This is a genomic window from Cyanobium sp. LEGE 06143, assembly GCF_015207535.1.
Taxonomy (GTDB): Bacteria; Cyanobacteriota; Cyanobacteriia; order PCC-6307; family Cyanobiaceae; genus NIES-981.
Genome location: NZ_JADEWP010000014.1, coordinates 1 through 21,422 on the forward strand (window position 1 = coordinate 1; position 21,422 = coordinate 21,422).

Annotated in this window: 14 protein-coding genes and 1 pseudogene; 6 read left to right on the forward strand and 9 right to left on the reverse strand. The window is 67.3% G+C overall.

The window, feature by feature from the left end; genetic code table 11:
* Positions 1 to 295 precede the first annotated feature (295 nt).
* Complete coding sequence (locus IQ216_RS02205) at positions 296 to 1,885, reverse strand: ATP-dependent RecD-like DNA helicase (protein WP_193814150.1); 1,590 nt, start codon at positions 1,883 to 1,885, stop codon at positions 296 to 298.
* A gap of 98 nt (positions 1,886 to 1,983) precedes the next feature.
* On the opposite strand from IQ216_RS02205, the gene IQ216_RS02210 reads away from it, so the two are divergent.
* Entirely contained in the window at positions 1,984 to 3,672 is a 1,689-nt protein-coding gene (locus IQ216_RS02210) for an alpha-D-glucose phosphate-specific phosphoglucomutase (RefSeq protein ID WP_193814151.1), read from the forward strand.
* 19 nt (positions 3,673 to 3,691) lie between these two features.
* Here IQ216_RS02210 and IQ216_RS02215 read toward each other — a convergent pair whose 3' ends face one another.
* The 5 genes from IQ216_RS02215 to IQ216_RS02235 all read right to left on the reverse strand — a co-directional run bounded on the left by IQ216_RS02215 (position 3,692) and on the right by IQ216_RS02235 (position 13,042).
* Positions 3,692 to 6,991, reverse strand: a complete 3,300-nt coding sequence (locus IQ216_RS02215) for an efflux RND transporter permease subunit (RefSeq protein ID WP_193814152.1) — start codon at positions 6,989 to 6,991, stop codon at positions 3,692 to 3,694.
* Between the two features lie 6 nt (positions 6,992 to 6,997).
* Entirely contained in the window at positions 6,998 to 8,092 is a 1,095-nt protein-coding gene (locus IQ216_RS02220; protein ID WP_370566575.1) for an efflux RND transporter periplasmic adaptor subunit, read from the reverse strand.
* A 96-nt stretch (positions 8,093 to 8,188) separates the two neighbouring features.
* Entirely contained in the window at positions 8,189 to 8,488 is a 300-nt protein-coding gene (locus IQ216_RS02225) for a hypothetical protein (RefSeq protein ID WP_193814154.1), read from the reverse strand.
* A 9-nt stretch (positions 8,489 to 8,497) separates the two neighbouring features.
* The gene (locus IQ216_RS02230; protein ID WP_193814155.1) at positions 8,498 to 11,929 is read right to left on the reverse strand and encodes an efflux RND transporter permease subunit; all 3,432 of its coding nucleotides are present in this window, start codon (positions 11,927 to 11,929) and stop codon (positions 8,498 to 8,500) included.
* Positions 11,930 to 11,980: 51 nt separating this feature from the next.
* Positions 11,981 to 13,042, reverse strand: a complete 1,062-nt coding sequence (locus IQ216_RS02235) for an efflux RND transporter periplasmic adaptor subunit (protein ID WP_370566574.1) — start codon at positions 13,040 to 13,042, stop codon at positions 11,981 to 11,983.
* A 146-nt stretch (positions 13,043 to 13,188) separates the two neighbouring features.
* Between IQ216_RS02235 and IQ216_RS02240 the strand changes: the two are divergent.
* A pseudogene (locus IQ216_RS02240) lies at positions 13,189 to 15,264 on the forward strand (AAA family ATPase).
* Positions 15,265 to 15,491: 227 nt separating this feature from the next.
* Here IQ216_RS02240 and IQ216_RS02245 read toward each other — a convergent pair.
* Complete coding sequence (locus tag IQ216_RS02245) at positions 15,492 to 16,166, reverse strand: alpha/beta hydrolase (RefSeq protein ID WP_186698524.1); 675 nt, start codon at positions 16,164 to 16,166, stop codon at positions 15,492 to 15,494.
* 176 nt (positions 16,167 to 16,342) lie between these two features.
* On the opposite strand from IQ216_RS02245, the gene bcp reads away from it, so the two are divergent.
* The gene (bcp, locus tag IQ216_RS02250; RefSeq protein WP_193814157.1) at positions 16,343 to 16,810 is read left to right on the forward strand and encodes a thioredoxin-dependent thiol peroxidase; all 468 of its coding nucleotides are present in this window, start codon (positions 16,343 to 16,345) and stop codon (positions 16,808 to 16,810) included.
* Here the strand turns inward: bcp and IQ216_RS02255 are convergent.
* The gene (locus IQ216_RS02255; RefSeq protein ID WP_193814158.1) at positions 16,788 to 17,489 is read right to left on the reverse strand and encodes a type III pantothenate kinase; all 702 of its coding nucleotides are present in this window, start codon (positions 17,487 to 17,489) and stop codon (positions 16,788 to 16,790) included. The two genes, bcp and IQ216_RS02255, sit on opposite strands and share 23 nt — an antisense overlap.
* Positions 17,476 to 18,243, reverse strand: coding sequence for a phosphoadenylyl-sulfate reductase (locus IQ216_RS02260; RefSeq protein ID WP_193814159.1), 768 nt, complete (start codon positions 18,241 to 18,243; stop codon positions 17,476 to 17,478). Before IQ216_RS02260 ends, IQ216_RS02255 begins: the two co-directional genes overlap by 14 nt.
* 73 nt (positions 18,244 to 18,316) lie before the next feature.
* Between IQ216_RS02260 and IQ216_RS02265 the strand changes: the two genes are divergently transcribed.
* The 3 genes from IQ216_RS02265 to hflX form a co-directional block, all read left to right on the forward strand.
* Positions 18,317 to 19,540, forward strand: coding sequence for an NAD(P)/FAD-dependent oxidoreductase (locus IQ216_RS02265; protein ID WP_193814160.1), 1,224 nt, complete (start codon positions 18,317 to 18,319; stop codon positions 19,538 to 19,540).
* Positions 19,530 to 20,168, forward strand: a complete 639-nt coding sequence (locus tag IQ216_RS02270) for an HAD-IA family hydrolase (RefSeq protein ID WP_193814161.1) — start codon at positions 19,530 to 19,532, stop codon at positions 20,166 to 20,168. Before IQ216_RS02265 ends, IQ216_RS02270 begins: the two co-directional genes overlap by 11 nt.
* Positions 20,165 to 21,422, forward strand: a 1,258-nt coding sequence (hflX, locus tag IQ216_RS02275; RefSeq protein ID WP_193814162.1) for a GTPase HflX, incomplete at its 3' end; no start/stop codon positions are given. The genes IQ216_RS02270 and hflX, both read left to right, overlap by 4 nt.

Here is a 21,422-nt window from a genome sequence, read left to right on the forward strand (position 1 = left end):
GTGCCGCTGAACGATTCAGTCACGGAAGTCAATCGAACCTGTCCAGGCCAGGGCCTGGTGGAATCCTTCTTCGCAGGACGGCAGATGCCCAGATGGAGGGAACCGCTGGACCATCAAGGGGGTGTCGTCGCTGTGGGCTCCCGCCGGTCGATGACATGCACGACGCTGAGGCGATGGGCTGAGGAGCCGTTGACCTTGCTGCCGTTGAGATTGCGCCAAGGGGCGCGGATCTCCTTGAAATCCTTGAGTTCTTGAGAATCCTTAGAACTGCCTTGCCCTTGAGAAAAGGGTGAAATCAAACTTTATCACCCTCTGGTGTGATCAGCTCCGCCCGCTGTCTGGCCCGGGTGAGGGCGGTGTATAGCAAGCGGTCGCTGGGGCGACCCATGTCCGGCATCAGGATCCACACCTCCTCGGCTTCACTGCCCTGGGCCTTGTGCACCGTGAGGGCCAGGGCAGGCTGCCGTGCAGGCAGTTGGGCGGGATGGAGCCAGAGATGCTCTCCGCCTCCCACGCCGAACAGCAGGCGTGGCTCCTGCCCCGCTGCCGGCCGCGTGAGGATCCCCACATCGCCGTTGGCCAGGCCCAGTTCGGGCAGGTTCTGCTGGCAGAGCACCGGCGTTCCGAGCGGCCACTGCTGCACGGGTTGCTCCAGGCGCTCCCCCAGCAGGGCCCGATGGATCGCCTCCACCCCCCAACGTCCGCGGCGCACGGGCGTGAGCACCAGCAGGGCATCGAGCTGGGCCAGCAGCCGCGCCTCGGCCTGCTGGTCGCCGGGCCTGGTGCTGTCGCAGAGCTGGCGCAGCTCCTGCTGCTGCCGCTGCAGCCGCTGCAGCAGTTCCCCCGGCAACCGCCGCGGAGAGGCCTGCCGCCAGGCCAGGTTGGCCCCGGGCTGCAGCTGGCGCAGCTGGGGGATCAGATGACGCCAGTCGCCTGATCCCTGCGCCGCCGCGTCCACCGGCTTGGGTCCAGGGCTGGGTCGCAGGCTGGCCGCCAGCTCGGCGATGGCGCCGCCGTTGCGGTATGTGGTGCGCAGCTCCACGGCCGCGGGCCCCAGGGCCTGCCGCCTGTCGGCACGCTGCAGCTCCAGCAGCACCGGCCCCGGCCCCACCGGCGGCAGCTGGGCGCCATCCCCCACCAGCACCAGGCCGGCCTGGGCCGGCAACGCCTCCAGCACCGCCTGCATCAGGGCCAGGTCGAGCATCGACACCTCATCGATCACCAGCAGATCCAGCTCCAGGGGGTGCTGGCGGTTGCGTCCGAAGCGCTCCCCCTGGCTCTCCAGCAGGCGGTGCACCGTGGTGCAGGGCACCGCCTCGCTGGGGGCCAGGTTGGCCCGCAGCCGGGCCGCGGCCTTGCCGGTGGGTGCCGCCAGATGCATGCGGGCGCCGGCGTTCCGCTCGCGCACGGCCTCGAGCATCCCGGCCACGGTGCTGGTCTTGCCGGTGCCTGGGCCGCCTTCCAGCAGCACGAGCCGGTGATTCAGCACCGCCGCCACCGCCCGCTGCTGATCTGAGTCGAGCCTGGCCAGGGCCGGAACCGGCCCAACCTCCGCCAGGGCGGAGGGCTGCCCGGCCCGCTGGATCAGGGCCTCCAGCACCTGCTGGCGCTGGGCGTGCCAACGCCGCCACAACAGCCGCTCGCCCTCCAGCACCAGGGGGCCCCAGGGGTCGCTGGCCAGGGGTGAGGCCGCCACGGCCCGGCGCTGCTCGGGATCGGCCAGCAGCAGCTCCAGCTGACCCTCCGCCAGGGCGCCGGTGAGGGCCGCGATCACGGTGTCCAGGGCCGGATCGCCCTGGACGCCATGCAGGCGCGGCAGGGCCTCCGCAAGCSAGGCGGCCAGNGGAGGCAGGGACAGCCATGGAAGGCATCGTCGGCAATCCATCCAACCTAGCCAGAACGCACGGCGGGGTCAGGCATTGGGGACGACCCAGGCGGCCACTGGGGCCAGCGGTAGTTTGGTGGCCCCCCAACCGGTGCCCCATGGCCATCAACGTTCGGCAGGTGCGCCTCGCCCAGCCGTTCAGCGACCAGCGACCGGGCACCTCCGGCCTGCGCAAGAGCAGCCGCCAATTTGCCACTCCCCATTACCTGGAGAGCTTCATCGAGGCCATCTTCCAGGTGCTGCCAGGCGTGGAGGGCGGCACCCTGGTGCTGGGGGGCGACGGTCGCTACGGCAACCGCCACGCCATTGAGGTGATCTGCCGCATGGCGGCCGCCCATGGCCTGGCCCGGGTGATCACCACCACGGAGGGGATTCTCTCGACCCCGGCCGCCTCGCACCTGATCCGTGAACGCCAGGCGATCGGCGGCATCATCCTCTCGGCCAGCCATAACCCCGGCGGCCCCGAGGGGGACTTCGGCGTCAAGCTGAACGGAGCCAACGGCGGGCCGGCACCCGAATCCCTCACCGACGCCATCTATGCGGTGACCCAGCGGCTGGAGGGCTATCGCATCGCCGAAGCGTCCAGCGAAGACTCCGCCAGCGAGGACTCCGCCAGCGCCGACACCGAACCCGCCCGGCGGCTCGAGTCTCCTGGCCAGTGGACGCTCGGCGCCCTGCAGGTGGAGGTGATCGATGGCGTCGAGGGCTATGCAGCCCTGATGCAGCAGCTGTTCGACTTCGACGCCATTGCCGCTCTGCTGCGCTCAGATTTCCCGATGGCCTTCGATGCCATGCATGCGGTCACGGGTCCCTACGCCAGCCGCATCCTGGAGGGCCTGCTGGGGGCTCCGGCGGGCACGGTGCGCCATGGCGTTCCGCTTGAGGATTTCGGCGGCGGCCACCCGGATCCCAACCTCACCTACGCCCATGAGCTGGCGTCCCTGCTGCTTGAGGGAAACGATTACCGCTTCGGGGCCGCCTGTGATGGTGACGGCGACCGCAACATGATCCTGGGCAACCACTGCTTCGTGAACCCCAGCGACAGCCTGGCGGTGCTCACCGCCAACGCCGGCCTGGCTCCGGGCTACGCCGGCGGCCTGGCCGGGGTGGCCCGCTCCATGCCCACCAGCGGCGCCGCCGATGTGGTGGCCAAAGAGCTGGGCATCGACTGCTTCGAGACCCCCACCGGCTGGAAGTTCTTCGGCAACCTGCTCGATGCCGGCCGGATCACCCTCTGCGGCGAGGAGAGTTTCGGCACCGGCAGCCACCACATCCGGGAGAAGGATGGCCTCTGGGCCGTGCTGTTCTGGTTGCAGATCCTGGCCAGCCGGCGCTGCTCGGTGGCGGAGATCATGGCCGCCCACTGGGCACGCTTCGGGCGCCACTACTACTCCCGCCACGACTATGAGGCCGTGGACAGTGGGGCGGCCCAGGAGCTCTACGGCCGGGTCAAGGCGATGCAGCCCTCCCTACTCGGCCAGGGCTTCGCCGGCCGCAGCATCCAGCTGGCCGACGACTTCGCCTACACCGACCCGGTGGATGGCTCCGTGAGCGGCGGCCAGGGCCTGCGACTGCTGCTCGATGACGGCAGCCGCGTGGTGTTGCGCCTCTCCGGGACGGGCACCAAGGGGGCCACCCTGCGGGTGTATCTGGAGAGCTACGTGCCACCGGGGGGGGAACTGCAGCAGGATCCCCAGGTGGCACTGGGCGACCTGATCCGTGCCATCGACGGGCTGGCTGAGATCCGCAGCCGCACCGGCATGCAGCGGCCCACGGTGATCACCTGAGCGATCATCAGCTCAGCGATCACCCCAACGCAGATCCGGCCTCCGCCTCGGGGGGCGCGTCGTCATCGCGGCGGCCGCCGAACCAGCGCTGCTCCAACCCTTTCACCGTGACATAAAAGGGCGGCACAACCCCGAGCGAGAGCACAGTGGCGACCAGCAAGCCGCCGAAGATCACCGTGCCCAGCGACTGCTGACTGTTCGCTCCAGCCGTGCTGGCCAGCACCAGGGGCAGAAAGCCGGCCAGGGCCGCGATGGCCGTCATCAGGATCGGGCGCAGCCGGGATTCAGCCGCGGCGATGGCCGCTTCCGCCGCCCCCATGCCTTCCTGCAGGTGCAGCTCTGCCACCTCCACAATCAGGATGCCGTTCTTGGCCGCCAGCCCGATCAGGGTCACCAGCCCCACCTGGGCATAGATGTTGAGATCGATCGAGCGCAGGGCCAGAAAGGCCAGGGCTCCGAGCATGGCCAGGGGCACCGTCATCAGGATCACAACGGGCGTCACATAGCTCTCGTACTGGGCGGAGAGCACCAGATACACAATCAGCACCCCAAGCCCGAACACCAGCACACTGGCGTTACCGGCTGAGAGCTGGAGCGCCGCAATACCGGTGAAGGCGTAGCCGATGTTGTTGAAGTCAAGCCTGGTGAAGATCTTCTGGATGGCTGCCAGTGCCTGCCCGGAACTCTTTCCCACGGCCTCTGCACCCTGGACCAGGATCGTGCGGTAGAGGTTGTAGTGGCTGATCACGGGGGGGGCGCTGGTCAGTTCACTAGTGGCGAACTGAGACACCTGCACCAGGTCGCCATCCTCGCTGCGCACGTAGTAACTCAGCACATCATCCAGCTCGCCGCGGCCGGCGGCATCGGCCTGCACATAGATGTTGCGCGCCTGGCCACTTTCATAGGTGAGTCCTGAAAAGTTACCCCCGGCCAACACGGCAATCGTCTGCATCGCCTGCTGGAAATCCACGTTCAGGCTGCCCATGATCGAGCGGTCGATCTTGAGGCCAAAGGCCGGTGCACTGGGGATGAACTGGGTGTAGAGAGTGGAGAAGAAACCACTTCCCTGGCCGCTGGCCACCAGTTTCTGGGCCAGGCCATCGAGCTCATTGAAGCTGTAGGAGCCGTTGGAGAGATCGTTGAACTGAAAATAGAAGCCACTCTGGGCCGAGAAGCCGGGAATCGCCGGCGGCTGGGCAGCCCGTGCCAGGCCGAGGCTGAGTTTGGAGAGCTTCGCATTGAGGCGATCCACAATGGCAGGGGCTTTGTGATCCGTACCGGAGCGCTCCTCGAGTGGCCTGAGTCCGAAGAAGAAGAGGCCCTGGTCAGGGCTGCTGCCATTGAAGCCGGCACCACTGATGATGCCGGCGCTGGTTACATCCTCCTCCTGCTTGAGCACGGCGGCGATCTGTTCACCCAGCTTCTGGGTCTGACTGAGGGACGCTCCATTCTGGAGCTGGTAAAAACCCAACCCGAAACCCTGATCTTCCTCAGGGATGAAGGCCGTGGGCAGTGCGCCGAAGGCCACCACGGTGAGGGCGATGCCCCCCAGCAACGCCCCGAGGATGAGCCTGCGGCGACGGATCAAGATGGCGATCAACCCCGCATAGCCTTTCTCAAGGCGGGCGAAACCGCTGTTGAACAGCGAAAAGATCGCCCCAAGCCGGCTGCCGGCAATGCCGAACACCAGCACACCGGCCACGTAGGCCCCCGGCCCGAAGGAGGCCGCACTGAAACGCCCGAAGGCCAGGCCCACCAGCACACCAGCCAGGATCCAGCCCCATCCCCTCGGCTGCGGCGGCTTGTCGGCGCGCAACACCAGGGCCGCCAGCATCGGCGAAAAGGTGAGCGCATTGAAGGCGGAGATGGCGATCGAAAAGGCGATCGTGAGCGCGAACTGTCGATAGATGATGCCGATGCCGCCTGGGTAGAACGCCACAGGCACAAACACAGCCATCAGCACCAAGGCCGTGGCGATCAGGGCGCCGATCAGCTCTCCCATGCACTCCAGCGCGGCCTGTCTGGGTCGCAGCCCGGATTCGATGTTCCTGGCCACAGCCTCAATCACCACAATGGCGTCATCCACCACCAGACCGGTGGCCAGCACCAGCCCCAGCAGGGTGAGTTGGTTGATCGAAAAGCCGAACACCTTGATGAAGGCGAAGGTGCCCACCAGGGAGATCGGGATGGCCAGGGTCGGCACCACCGTGGCGCGCCAATCCTGCAGGAAAAGAAACAGGATCACCAGCACCAGCACGATGGCCAGGCCGAGGGCATCCACCACACCATCCACAGCCGCCTCAATGAACTGACCCACGTCGTAGATCTGGGTGAGGATCACACCAGGTGGCAACCGGTCAGTGAATTCAGCCATCAACGCCACCACCGCCTGGGACACCTGCAGGGCATTGCTCTCCGGCGTCTGATAGACGCCGATGGTGATGGCAGGATGGGCCTCAATATCCACGCCCTGGGTAGCGAAGGTGTTGAAGCCATACCTGGCCTCACCCACATCCTGGAGGCGCAACAGATTGCCCTGGGGCGACCGGCCGATGATCAGTTGATTGAGATCATCAACCGAAACCAGATTGCCGTTGTTCTCCACCAAGATGGGATAGGTGAAGGCCTGATTACCACTGGCGGGTGGCCCTCCCACCAACCCGCCGATCGCCACCGTGTTCTGGCTCTGCACAGCAGACACCACCTGGTCAGCGGTGAGCTGATTGGCTGCCAGCCTGACGGGGTCCACGAACAACCAGAAGGCTGGGTTGCTGCCTCCAAACAGGGTGACCTGGGCCACTCCTGGAACACGGCCGAGCTGGTAATAGAGCTGCTCGTAGATCAGGCCATTCAGATAGGCAGCATCAAATTGCCCCTCTGTGGAGGAAACCTGATAAGCCAGAAGAATAGAAGGAGTGGTCTGAATAACAGACACACCGGTGTTGGACACCTGGGATGGCAATTGAGGCATTGCCAGGGACACCCTGTTTTGCACATTGACTTGGTCAATGTTGATATCGGTTCCCTCATCGAAGAACACATTCACGGTGCTCTGACCGGTGTTCGTCGTAAGCGAGGAAATGTAGGCTGCATTGGGCACCCCGTTGATCTGCTGCTCGAGCACATTGGTCACAGCCTGCTCGGTAACCAGCGAGTTGGCCCCTCCATAGGTGGCCGTGACCTGAATCTGGGGTGGCGCAATGGCCGGCAGATTCTCGATCGGCAGAGTTGGAATCGCAATCAACCCGATCAGCACGATCAGGATGCTGCAAACCGTGGTGAGGACCGGCCGCTTGATGAAACGATCTGAGAGTGACATGAACCCTCAGCTGGCTGCAGCAATGCTGACAGGCATGCCGTTGCGTAACAGGGCTGTATTGCTCACCACCACCCGATCACCTGCAGAGATACCAGACAAGACCGGATAGCTGTTGCCCTGCAGCGGCCCCAGCTTGACGGCGGTCTGCACAACCACTGTCGTGGAGGGGGGCAGCTTCTCCAGCCGCTCGCGGGTGGCCTCGGGAATGTCTTTCGAGCCGCGGATCTTTGGCAGAATGGTGCTCAGTTGCTCAATGCGGTAAACAAACGGCTGCTGGGCCTGCATCGACACGGCTTGCACCGGGACGGCCAGCTGCTGACTCACCTCGGTGATGATCCGGTTCTGCACAAACTGGCCGGTTTTCAGCTGGTCAGCGGAATTGGGGAACTCCGCCTTCACCAGCACAGTGTTGGGGGACGCGCTACTGCCGCTGACGCCGAAGTATGGCGAGATGAACACCACCCGGCCGGTGGCGGTGACGGGCGGGTTGCCTTGGGTGCGCAACTGCACCTGCTGGCCCAGACGGACCCGGGAGGCCTGAATCGCAGGCACATCCATCAGGGTCCAGAGCCGCTGGTTATCAACAATGCCCGTGATCGCCTGGCCCTTGCGCACATAGTCGCCGAGTTTCACGGAATCAAGATCACCAATTTCACCAGCAATGGGAGCCCGCACCACCTTGTAACCGAGGTTGGCCGCCTGGACCTTGACCTGGTCGCGACTCTCAATCGCCTGGGTGACATAGAAATCCCGATCTTTGGTGGACACCGCACCCTGCTGATTCAGAAAGATGTAGCGCTCCGCATTCACCTGGTTCTTGCGAGCTTCGGCCTGGCTCGCATCCAAGGTGGCGGTTTCCTGAGCGTTGTCGAGCACCAAAATCGGCTGGCCGGCCTCAACCCGCTGGCCCTGGGTGGCCAGGATCCGGACGACCCGTCCCTCGGCCTCAGGTCGCAAGGCCACATCCGTGGTGGACGACAGCCGGCTCATCACCTCAATCGCAGGCGTGAAGGTGTCCTTGCCCAGGGTGGCCACCTGCACCTGCAGCGGTGAGCGGGCCTGGGGAGGCCGCGCCGCGCAGGCACTGCCCAACAGCACCACAGCAGCAACAGTGACGCGGAGCACAGGTGGTTGGCAGCTGCCCAAAGGTAGTCGGGAGGGGCGCCCCTGGCCCTGTTCTTTGCTGAGACGTCGCGCTCAGCGGCGCAGCCGCCTGCGATTCCGGTAGGCAGGATCGGTGCAGGCGGTCTGCAGCTGGCGAACGGATTCGATTGCCAGGCCGCTCAGGCCCCCGGCCGCAGCCAGAAGGCGGCGGAGCCAGTGCAGCTCCTCTGGATCGATGTTGTTGGGCGTGTTGGCCACGATCGATTCCATGAAGATGCCGATGGCGCCACCGATCACCACACCCACCACCAGGGCGATCAGAACCTTGCGGCCACTCATCCCCGGCGAACGACGCCGAGTTGGGAGCTGGGGATTGGGATTGATCTCAGGCATGCTCGGGCTTCAGGGTTGCAGCCCTGGGGCAGGCCCTGCCCCGGCCTCAGGCTCAGCATCGCCGCCCATCAGCGCCTTGACAACCACATAGAACACCGGCACCACCAGCAGGGAGAGCACGGTGGCCACCAGCAGACCGCCGAACACCACCGTGCCGAGGGAGGCCTGGCTGCGGGCACCGGCACCACTGGCCACCACCAGGGGCAGGAAGCCGAACAGCGAGGAGATGGCCGTCATGATGATCGGCCTCAGCCTGGAGCGAGCCGCATCCCTGGCCGCCTCCAGGGCACTGGCGCCGGCGGCCATGCGCTGGTTGGCCAGGTCGACGATGAGGATGCCGTTCTTGGCCGCCAGGCCGATCAGCATCACCAGCCCCACCTGGGCATAGATGTTGAGCACCTCGCCACGCAGGGCCAGGAACACCAGCGCTCCCAGCATGGCCGTGGGCACGGTCATCAGGATGATCAGGGGATCGGCGTAGCTCTCGTACTGGGCGGCGAGCACCATGTACACCACCAGGATGCCGAGGGCGAAGATCACCACCGCCAGGGCTCCGGCCTTCACCTCCTCCCGGGAGATACCGGTCCAGTCAAAGCCCAACCCCTGGAGGGACTGGCCCTCAAAGATCTGGCGCATACTGTTGATGGCCTGGCCGGAACTCTTTCCCGCCGCCGGCAGCCCTTCGATCTTGATCGAACGGTAGAGGTTGAAGTGGGGCACCACGGCGGGACCCTCAATCGATCGCACCGTGAAGAACTCCGAAAGCGGCACCTGTTCCCCTGAACTGTTGCGTACATACAGGGCCTTGAGCCGCTCGGGGGTGGCCCGACTGGTTTCATCGGCCTGCACATACACGCGGCGCACCTTGCCCTCCTGGAAGGTGTCGTTCACATAGAGGCCACCGAAGTTGATGCTGAAAGAGCGCATCGCCTCACCGAAGTCCACCCCGAGGGAAGCCAGCCGATCCCTGTCCACATCGATGGCCAGCTGGGGGGCGGCCGGCGAGAACTGGGTGCGCACCGGTGGTGCGGAGCTGAAGGTGGGGTCGGCGTTGGCGGCCTGAATGATCTGGCCGGCCGCGGCAAAGAATTCCGGCAGATCAAAGCGCCCCCCGCTGCGATCGAGCAGCTGAAACTCGAAGCCGCCGGACTGGCCATAGCCCGGAATCGACGGCGGCTCGACCACCACCACCCGGGCYTCCTGGATCTCCTGGGCGAAGCGCCGGTTCAGGCGCCCCACAATCGCCTCCATCGACTGATCCGGACTGGTCCTCTCGCTCCAGTTGCGCGTGCCGAAGAAGAACAGGCCGTTGTTGGGTGCATTGCCATCAAAACTGGCGCCACTGAACAATGAGGCGGCCGTGATGTCCTTCTCCTGACGCAGGATGGCGGCCACCTTGGCATTGATCTTCTCAGTGACCTGAATGGAGCCGCCATCGGGCGCCTGCAGCACCCCGATGGCATAGCCCTGATCTTCCACCGGCACGAAGCCGCCAGGGATGGCACTGAAGGCCACGCCCGTGAGCACGATGCCTCCCGCCAGCACGGCCATCACAAGGCCTCGACGACCCAGCACCCAATCCAGTAGGCCATGGTAGCGACGTTCCAGGCCGGCGTAGAAGCCGTTGAAGCGCCGGAAGATCACGGGAGTGAACCAGCCAACCGTGATGCCCAGGGCCGTGAACAGCAGGACCACGATCGGGCTGGTTCCCCCGGCCAGCAGCAGCCCGCTCACGGCACCACCGATCACAAACGGCAGGCGCAGGGGCAATCCCGTGATCAGACGCAGCGCGTAGCCCACCACCAGGCCCACCGCGAGGGCGACCAAGGTGCCGAACACGCCGCTGCCGGCACTGAGCACCCCGTAGACAAAGCCAATGGCCCCACCAGCAATCGCATAGGTGCGGCGCCCTGGGGGCTCACCCTCCTGGGCCAGCAGCAGCGCCGCCAGCATCGGCGAGAAGGTAAGCGCATTGAAGGTGGAGATCGCCACCGAGAAGATGATCGTGGCGGCGAACTGCTTGTAGATCGCTCCGGTGGCGCCGGGGAAGAACAACACCGGCAGGAACACTGCAAACAGCACCACCGAGGTGGCAATCACCGCCGAGAACAGCTCATCCATGGTTCCCATGGCTGCCTGCACTGCCGTCTTGCCTTCGGCTTTCTTGGTGGAGGTGTCTTCGATCACGGTGATCGCATCATCCACCACCAGGCCGGTGGCCAGAATCAAGCCGAACAGGGTGAGCTGGTTGAGCGAGAACCCGAAGGCATTCACCAAGGCAAAGGTGCCGATCAAGGCGACCGGAATGGCAATGCCGGGTACCAGCGTCGCTTTCCAGTCCTGGAGAAAGAGAAACAGGATCAGGACAACGAGCATCACCGCATCGCGCAGTGAGTTCACCACCCCCTGAATCGAGGCATTGATGAAGTCTGTGCTGTCATAGATCTTCTCCATCTTCAGGCCCACCGGCATGGTGGCTTGGAACTCATCCAGCACCTCCTCGATACCCGCTGATGTTTCCAAGGCATTGGTGCCGCCGAGCTGGTAAACTGCCATACCAATCGACGGCACACCATTGATATCCGTAGCCCTCAGAGCATAATTTTCCCCACCCAGACTGGCCTCACCGACGTCCCTGAGCCGCACTACACTTCCCTCAGGCGTGGTGCGCACAATCATGCTATTGAATTCCTCAACACTGATCAGGCGGCCCTGGAGCTGCACCGTAAGTGTGAATTGTTGCCCTGCGGGAGCGGGCTCTCCGCCTACTTGGCCCGCCGGAACCAGCCGGTTCTGGCTATTCAGAGCATTGACCACATCAGTGGAGGTGAGCCCGAAGGCGGCAAGTTTATCAGGATCAAGCCAGAGCCGGAAGGCCAGGCGACGTTCGCCAAAATAGGTGAGATTCCCTACTCCGGGAACGCGTCGGATCGCATCAGTGAGGTTCTGGTCCAGCAAGCCACTGATGGTTTCAGCGGAGTAGACAATTTTCTCGGGATCCTCACTTACAAAATTGTAGACAAGTAAAATTTGGTTAGAAGCCTTGTTCACCACCACGCCAGACTGACGCACCTCATCCGGCAATGAGGGGTTAGCCAGAGACACCTTATTTTGAACATTCACCTGGTTAATATCGGGATCCGTGCCGCTGTTGAACGACACCGTGATCTCACTGCGGCCATCGGCGGAGCTGCTGGAGCTGATGAAATCCATCCCCTCCACCCCATTGATCTGTTGCTCCAGCACATTCGTGACGCCTTGTTCCACCGTGATGGCATCCGCACCTCCGTAGGTGGACTCCACGTTCACCGTGGGCGGCGCGATATCAGGCAGGTTCTCGATCGGCAGCACGGGGATCGAGATCAAGCCGGCGATCACGATGATCAGGCTGCACACCGTGGTGAGCACCGGCCGAACGATGAAGGAGTTGGAGGGCGACACAGGGGAAGATCGGCAGGTCCGGAAAGCTCAGGGGTTCAGGAGCTCAGGGGTTCAGTTGAGCTTCACCGGGGTTCCATGGCGCAGGTTCAGCAGGTTGGTGGTGATCACCTGAGCTCCGGGCCCGACCCCCTCCAGAACGGCATAGCGGTTGTTCTGGAGGGGGCCCAGCCGCACGGGGGTCTGGAGGGCGAAGCGGGTGCTGGGCGGCAGCTTGCTCAGCTCTTCCAGGGGGGCTTTGCCGGGCTGGCGGCGCAGGTCGCTGAGGGTCCCGAGGCGATACACGAAGCTCTGGCCGGACGACTGGGTGACGGCCGCGAAGGGAACCGCCGGCAGGGTCTGACGGTCCAGCTCCACCAGGGTCTGGAGACGCAGGCCGGTGCGCAGGGTGCCGGTGGGATTGGGCAGCGCCGCCTTCACCAGCAGGCCCTGGCTGGAGGAGGTGACCACAGGATCGATGAAGTCAATCCGGCCCCGCACGAGGGTGCCACTGGCATCGGGGCGGCGCACGGTGACGGCCTGGCCCACCCGCACCCGGGCCGACTGCACCGCCGGGATGTCGATCCGCATCAGCAGCCTGTCGTTGCGGATCACCTTGGTGAAGGGGGTGCCGGCCTGCACCACATCCCCCTGCCGCACCTCCAGATCACTGACCACGCCGGCGATCGGTGCCTGCAGGTTGCTGAAGGCGAGGTCGGCCTGGCGGGCCTTGACCTCCTCGTTGGCCTGAAGGCAGCGGGCCTTGAAGCTGTCGCGCTGCAGCGCACTGGCCGCCCCCTTGGCAGCCAGGAAGTCGAAGCGGCGGAAATCGATGCAGAGGTTGTCGCGGTTCTCGCTGCTGGCGGCGAGGTCGGCGCGGGCCTGGGTCTGGTCAAGCTGCAGGATCGGCTGGCCCTGCTGGACCAGTTGCCCCTCCCGCACCAGCAGGCGGTCGATACGGCCCGTGGCACGGGTGGCCAGGGACACCTCCTCTAGGGCCTCCAGGGTGCCAATGGTGTCGACGGTGTCCTGGAAGGGCGCCGACTCCACTGGCACAGCGGCCACCCCAACCACCCGGGGTGGCGGCGGCGGTGGCTGGGCACAGCCCGCAAAGATCACGCCCGTGGAGGAGAGCACCAGCACCACAGCTCCCCGGGCCCCATGCCGTTCCCGCAAAAGAAGCCCAAGCCACTGCTTCACAGTCTGGAGGATGGCGGTGACGGATGCCTGCCGCCGGGACAGGCGCCAGGATCGTCCACAGCGCACCCTTGCCGCAGCACCCTTTGAGCGACCTGTTCAGCCATCACGGTGAGCAGCAGCGCCGGGCCCTGGCGCCGCTCGCTGATCGCCTGCGCCCTCGGGCCCTGGAGGAGTTCGTGGGCCAGGAGGCGATCCTGGGGCCCGGGCGGCTGCTGCGGCGGGCCATCGCCGCCGACCGGGTGGGCAACCTGATCCTGCACGGCCCCCCCGGCACTGGCAAAACCACCCTGGCGCGGATCATCGCCGGCAGCACCCGCGCCCACTTCACCAGCCTCAATGCCGTGCTCTCGGGAGTGAAGGACCTGCGCAGCGCCGTGGAGGAAGCCCGCCGCCGACTCGATCAGCACGGCCTGCGCACCCTGTTGTTCGTGGACGAGGTGCACCGCTTCAACACCGCCCAGCAGGACGCGCTGCTGCCCTGGGTGGAGAACGGCACGGTGACCCTGATCGGCGCCACCACCGAAAACCCCTACTTCGAGGTGAACAAGGCCCTGGTGAGCCGCTCGCGGTTGTTTCGACTGCAGCCGCTGGAGGCCCCCCAGCTGCGGCAGTTGCTGGAGCGGGCGCTCCGCGATCCTGAGCAAGGCTATGGCCATCTGGCGGTGCAGCTCAGCCCCGAGGCCGCCGATCACCTGGTGGATGTGGCCGGTGGCGACGCCCGCAGCCTGCTCAATGCCCTCGAACTGGCGGTGGAGACCACCCCGCCAGGACCCGAGGGGACGATCCCGATCGATCTGGCGATCGTGGAGGAGTCGATCCAGCAGCGCGCCGTGCTCTACGACAAGCAGGGGGATGCCCACTTCGACACGATCAGCGCCTTCATCAAGGCACTGCGCGGCAGCGACGCCGATGCGGCCCTGTTCTGGCTGGCCCGGATGGTGGAGGCGGGGGAAAACCCCCGCTTCATCTTCCGGCGCATGCTGATCGCGGCCGGGGAAGACGTGGGTCTGGCCGATCCCCAGGCAGTGGTGGTGGTGGAGGCCTGCGCCGCCGCCTTCGAGCGGGTAGGCCTGCCCGAGGGCCTCTATCCCCTGGCCCAGGCCGCGCTCTACCTGGCCTCCACCGAGAAGAGCAACAGCGTGCTGGGTTTTTTTGACGCCCTCAAGTGCGTGCGCCAGGCCAACCGCCAGCAGGTGCCAGCCCATCTGCGCGATGGCAACCGCGATGGCGAGGCCTTCGGAGACGGCATCGGCTACCGCTATCCCCACGCCTACGCGGAGCACTGGGTGGCGCAGCAATACCTGCCGGACAGCCTCCAGGGACAGCTGTTCTGGCAGCCCGGGGGCCTCGGCTGGGAAGGGGGGCGGCGGCAGCGACTGCAGCAGCGCCGTGCCGCCCAGCTCGCCGCCGCCGCTGAGAACGCAGCCGAGGGGGGCGAGATCCTCAGCGGCAGTCCGGAGGACCCTCAGCTGGAGCGCTGGCTGCAGCGGCAGGCCGGGGCCGAGGGCGCCCGCCTGGATCAGCTGCGGCGACGGTTCTGGGCAGGGGCACGCTGGCAGCGTCACGACCGGGTGCTGGTGCTGGANGRCSSWSTSCCYGCYGYGNNGGCNCCTNKAYSCGMWSRMGKCSRCCYMYKWSKKCSSGRWSRTNMTSRCSGNTGSSMAGCGWGRMMGWWCKSRAGNGGCYCSGMGNCSCWGCTKYASGNGCYCGNAKRMCSTGMSCSGCSYSGWGAWYCTKSTGGYGMCGNSCSAYCMCYSMRSAGSCCKRSKGCAGGCCCTCGGCGCCGGGGCCTCGGGGCGTTTCGAGTGGATCGCGGCGCGCCATCCCTGGCGGCAGGCCAGCGCTCCGGTGCTGGCCGACTGGATCGGAGCCCTGGTGCCCTTGCTCAGCGCCGGTGGCCAGGGCAGGCTGCTGTTCAGCCAGCCACGGCTGGGGCCGGCGGAGGCACTGCAGCGCAGCTGGCCCAGCGGGGCCCCACCGGCAGCACTGGCCAGGATCGTCAGCGCCGAACGGCAGGCCCTGGCCCCCAGCCAGCCCCCCCTCGCAGCGGTGGAGGAGATCCTGCAGGAGCACGGAGCGAGCGTCGGCCGGGAGTGCTGGGACGAGGCCCTCCAGCTCAGCCTGGACAGCGGCCGCATCGAGCGCTGGCTGGCGCCTGAGAGCCGCTACCGCGAGGGCCTGCGGGCGCAACTGGGTGCGGCCGGCGCGGCGGCGGCCCTGGAGACGATGGCCACGCTGCTGCGCCAGAACCTGGGGCGGCCGCTGCCCCAGACCCTCAGCCACACCCTGCTGCTGGTGGAGGCACCCCAGGGCGTTTGAACATCAAAAGCCCCGGGGGTAACCCGGGGCTGAAAGAAGCACTTGAAGCAGGCCCTGGGGCCCGGACTCACCAGAGGCCGCGGATGGGCATGGGCTGAGCCATCGGAGCGGGGGCGGGAGCCGTGGTGCGCACTTCGGCCACGGGGTCGGCCATCTGGTTGGCCTGGATGCAGGCCGGCAGGAACACATACCAGGAGAGCAGGGAGGTGCACTGGGCATCACCCTGGCAACGTCCCTCGGCGCAGACGTTCTGGGCGCCGGTGTAGGTGCCGCAGAAATCAGCCAGGCGCATGTCGGTGGGCAGGGCGGTCATGATGCCGGCCGAGGAGATTTCGCCGTCGCGGGCGTCCTCGATGATCGCCGAGCGCAGCGCCTGCACGGCGTAGGTGTTCATGCTCCAGTACGGGAAGTAGCTGGTGGACTGGTTCTTGAGGAACTTGACGCCGTCATCGGAGTAGAGGAAGCGGGTGACGCCGACCAGGTCCACGTCGTAGGTCTTCTTCATGCCGTCACGCACCTCATCGGCCGTCCAGCCGGAGTTCTGGAGGCCACCCTGGAGGCCGCGGTCGGTGACGTCGCCGGTTTCCAGGTAAGTGTCCACAGCGCCCTGGTTGGTCGACCACACGGCACCACCAGAGTTCCAGCGAACAGGCAGATCGTTGTCAACAGCAGCTGAAACGGGCAGGGCGGAAGAAGTCAGGGCCGCACCAACGAACAGTCCGGCCAACAGGCTCTTGATCACGAGAGTTGAGTCAATTCATTCATCAAAGTAGCCTTCGCTGCCACCCTTGCCCGCAAGGCGCAAGACGCGTCAACAAACCGACACCCTCGCTCCAAGCGGCCTGGCACCGCGGACCACCGAGCCACCTCCTATCGGGGCGAGCCCGTAATCTCTCCCGACTGTCTGTTGCCTGCACGATGGTCCTCGCGATCGGCGATGCCGCCCCGGATTTCACCCTGCCCGACCAGAACGGCACACCCGTGAGCCTGGAGAGCCTCAGGGGCCAGAGGGTGGTGGTGTACTTCTATCCAAAGGACGACACCCCGGGCTGCACCAAGGAAGCCTGCAACTTCCGCGACCAGTGGAGCGCCTTCGCCGACCACGGCATCGCCGTGCTGGGAATCAGCAAGGACGGCGCGGCCAGCCACACCAAGTTCATCGCCAAGTACACCCTGCCCTTCCCCCTGCTCAGCGACGCCGAGCCCTGCCCCGTGGCCACGGCCTACGAGAGCTACGGCCTCAAGACCTTCATGGGCCGGGAATACATGGGCATGATGCGGCACACCTTCGTGATCGATGCCGAAGGCAAGCTGGAGCGGATCTACACCAAGGTGAAGGCCGACAGCATGGCCGACACCATCCTCAGCGACCTGGGGCTGGCCTGAGCCGGGCCAGGGCCCGCAGCGCCAGATCCGGCTCAGCGTCACGGCCCAGCAGGGCGGCGAGTTCAGCTCCATCGCCGCCGGTGATCCAGAGCGAGCAGCCAGGCGAGAGCTGGCAGGCCTCCCGCCAGGCCAGCTCCACAGCCGCGGCCAGGCCGCGCAGCACACCTGAGCGGATCGCCTCAGCGGTGTCATGGGGCCAGGGATCCGCAGGGAGCTGGCCGCAGCTGGCCGGCAGGGTGGGCAGCTGGGCCGTTGCGGCGGCCAGGGCCCGCCACTGGAGCGCCGCTCCGGCGAGGATCCGGCCGCCGGCGAAACGCCCGTCACCCCCCACACGGGTGAGGCTCAGGGCCGTGCCGGCGTCGGCCACCAGCACCGGCCCAGCGCTCTGCTGCCAGGCCTGCCAGCCGACCAGGGCCCGATCGACGCCCAGCCAGGGGGGCGCCGCAACGAGCGGCACCTGCTTCAGACCCAGCCGCGTGGTGGGATCCAGTGCTGGCTGGGCCGCCACGGGACCCACGGCCGCCCAGGCCGTTGGCGCGTGGCCCGGACCCGCCTCGGCTCCGGGGGCAACACTCCAGCAGCGCCACTGATCCAGGCTGCCGCGGGCCCAGTGCCAGCGGCTGTTGCCGATCAGCAGCCAGAGGCCTGGCGCCTCCTCCGCCGGATCAGATGCCCTCACCCATCAACCCGGGCAGATGGATGCCGCACTCCTGCTGAAGCCCACCGAAGCGGCTGGAACGACCAGGGCTGGAGCCGTCGTCAGGACCACTGGAGTGCCAGTCACCGACGCTGGAATAGCCCTGGGCAAAGAGGGGGTGCTGGGGCAGCTGATGCTTCTCCATGTAGTAGTACACGTCGCGGTTGCTCCACTGGAGCAGGGGCCGCAGGGCCCAGCGGTTGCGCACGGCGTCGAGCACGTCCATGCCGCGGCGGTGCTCGGTCTGGGATCCGCGCACTCCGCTGGCCCAGCAGGCCACTGCGAGCTGCTGCAGGGCCTGGTCCAGGGGCTCGACCTTGCGGATGCGGTGGTAGGTCTCCATGTCCTCCACCCGGCCTGTCTCCCAGAGACGGCCGTGCAGGGCCTCCATGCGGGCGGGGCTGAGGCTGGCCTGGGCCACGTGCAGGTCGATGCTGAGCAGCCCGAGGAGCTGTTCGGCATAGAGGTAGGTCTCGGCGGGGAGATAGCCGGTGTCAACCCAGATCACGGGCACCTGCACATGGCGCTGCTGCCCCAGGGCACTCACCATGTGCAACAGCACGGACGATTGGATGCCGAAACTGGTGGTGATGGCGAAGCCGTCGCCGAACATGTCCAGCGCCCAGGCCAGCTGTTCCATGGGGGACAGCCCCACCAGACAGCGCCGGGACGGCTCCAGAGACACCACCTGGCCGTTGCGGTCGGTGGGCAGGGTTGGGGCCTGTGCAATCACCATCGGCTCATCATCGCTCCTGGGCCAGAGCACTGGTTAGGGTTCCGGCCGTGTGTGGGCGCCCCCCTACCGAGCCATGACGGCCACCACCGTGACCTCCCAGCAGCGCCCTGCCGCCCAGGCCAGTGGCCCGGTGCTGATCGTGGGTGGGGGCTTCGCCGGTCTGTACACCGCCCTGGCTCTCGCCGAGCAGCGGCAACCGCCGCCGGTGCTGCTGCTCGAGCCGAACGATCGCTTCCTGTTCCTGCCGCTTCTCTATGAGTTGCTGAGCGGCGAGCTGCGCGGCTGGGAGATCGCGCCCCGCTACGACGCCTTGCTGGCCAGCAAGGGGATTGCCTGGATGCGCGATCGGGTGACCCACATCGACAGCACGGCCCGACAGGTGACCACCCGCGGCGGCCGCCGCCTGGACTTCGGCCAGCTGGTGCTGGCCACCGGAGGAGACACCAGCAGCTTTGGCATTCCAGGGGTGGAGGCCCATGCCCTCAGCTTCCGCAGCCTCGACGATGTCGAGCACCTGCAACAGCTGGTGCAGCAACTGCGCGCCCAGCAGCGCCCCCTGCAGCGGCTGGCGATTGTGGGGGCAGGCCCGAGCGGCGTGGAGCTGGCCTGCAAGCTGTCCGACCTGCTGGGCGGCACAGCCCTGGTGGAGCTGATCGAGCAGGCCGGCGAGCCGCTGCAGCAGGCCAAGGCCTTCAACCGGGAGCAGGCGGTGCGGGCCCTGCAGCTGCGCGACGTGCGGCTCCGTACCCACACCCGGGTGCGGGAGGTGGGAGCCAGCCGACTGGAGCTGGAGGGGCCCACCGGAGCCGAAACCCTGGCCGTGCAGGCCACGATCTGGACCGCAGGCCTGGCCTTCCAGCCGCCGACGATTGAACCGGCGCCGACGAGCGACCGCCGCGGCCGATTGCTGTGTGACGACACCCTGCGCTTGCAGGGCTACACCGACCTGTTTGCGGCGGGGGATATCGCCTGCGTGAAGAGCGGTGAGAACGACCTGCCGGCCAACGCCCAGGTGGCCTTTCAGCAGGCCACCTGCCTCGCCGCCAACCTGGTGCGCGCCAGGGCTGGGGAACCGCTGGAGCCCTTCGGGTTCCGCGACCTGGGCGAGATGATGAGCCTGGGCATGGGCGACGCCAGCCTGGTGGGGGGCGGGGTGACCCTCGCCGGCCCGGCCGCCTTCCAGTTGCGTCGCCTCGCCTACCTCACCCGGCTGCCCGGCCGCAGCCACCAGCTGCGGGTGGCCGCCGGCTGGCTGGCCGACTGGAGGCCTGCAGCCGCGGCCATGCATGGCAGCTGAGCGCCCGCGGGGCCTGTTGCTCGATGCCATGGGCACCCTGATCGGCCTGCGCCGGTCCGTGGGGCACACCTACGCCGAGGCGGCCTGCCGCCATGGGCTGAGCCTCGATGCTGAGGCCCTGAACGCGGCTTTCCGAACGGTGTTTGCGGCTGCGCCGCCCCTGGCCTTCCCCTCGCTTCAGGGCGCTGCCCTGCGCCAGGCCGAGCAGGATTGGTGGACGGCACGGGTGAACGCCACCCTGGAGGCCGTGGGGGTGGAGCGCCCCCCCGCAGAGCTGGGGCCGGAGCTGTTCCACTGCTTTGCCGATGCCGGCCTCTGGCAGCCCTATCCCGAAGTGCCAGCCCTGCTGCAGCGCTGGCACGGACAGGGCCTGAAGCTGGCGGTGGTGAGCAACTTCGACAGCCGCCTGGAGCCCCTGCTGGAGCAGCTCGGGCTCCGAAGCTGGCTGCACCCCGTGGTGGTGTCGAGTGCCGTGGGGGCCGCCAAACCGGAGCCCGCGCCGCTGCTGCTGGCCCTGGAGCAGCTGGCATTGCCTGGCTCAGCCGTGTGGCACGTGGGCGACAGCCACGACGACGAAGCGGCCGCCGCCGCGGCGGGACTGCGCTGTGTGCGGGTGCAACGACCGTGAGACAGGGGGTGCTCTCGGGGCGGACCGTGGGGCTGAGGCCCGCCCAGCGGCGGCGGCTGGAGCAGCTCTGCCACCGGCGGCACCCGGAGGATGGCGTTGCCGAGCTGCTCTGCCTGCAGCGGTTGGCGGCCGAGAGTCGGGAGTTGAACCTGCCGCTCACCTTGGTGGTGGATGGGCGTGGGCTGTGCCGGCTGCTCTGGGTGGGCCCGCTGGAGCAGTCGGGCCAGCTGCTGGAGAAGCTGCCGGGCTCCCAGCGGCGCCAGGGCCGCGCCCTGCGGCTGCTCACCTGCTGCGGCCGGGCCCGCCATCTGGACCCTGGCAACCAGGAAGGGGTAGTGGGGCTCGACCTCCAACCCCAGCTCTGGCTGCGCTACGGCGACCAGGCCGAGGCTGGGGGCCACTGGAAGGGCGCCCTGTTCGTCCCCAGCGGCCAGCAGGGCCAACCCTGGAGCAGCGAACAACTGGGGGAGCTGGGCGCCCTCTGCGCCATCGACCCCGGCCTCTGGGCCCAGTCCACGGGCGAGCCGGGCAGCACTGCCGCCGAGCTCGCAACGGTGCGGAGCACCGGCGGCCAGGAACGGGTGCTGCTGCTGGCCCTCACGCCGGGCGACCGGGCCGCCGCCCAGCGGCTGATCGGCGAACTGGAGGGGCTGGTGCGCAGCGCCGGCGCCCTGCCCGTGGGGCTGGTGGAGCAACGCCGCAGCCAGGTCTCGCCCCACACCGTGTGGGGCGAGGGGAAGCTGGCGGAGGCCGCCCTGGAAGCCCGGCGCCTGGGGGCCAGCCTGGTGGTGACGGATCGGGAGCTGAGCCCACTGCAGGCGCGCAACCTGGAGCGCCTGCTGGACCTGCCGATCAGCGATCGCAGCGAGCTGATCCTGGACATTTTCGCCCAGAGGGCGGCCAGTGCGGCCGGGCGCCTCCAGGTGGAACTGGCCCAGCTGCGCTACCGCCTGCCCCGGCTCAGCGGGCGCGGCCGCAGCCTCTCGCGCCAGGGGGGTGGCATCGGCACCCGGGGGCCGGGCGAAACCCAGCTGGAGAAGGATCGCCGCGCCATCGCCCGGCGGATCGAGCGCCTGCAACGGGATGTGCGTCAGCTGGAGGCCCACCGGGCCAGGTTGCGGAGCGGAAGGCAGGCCCTCAAACGATTGGCCCTGGTGGGTTACACCAACGCCGGCAAGAGTTCCCTGCTCAACGCCCTCAGCCGGGCGGAGGGAACGGAGCCGGTGCTCGCCGCCGACAAGCTCTTCGCCACCC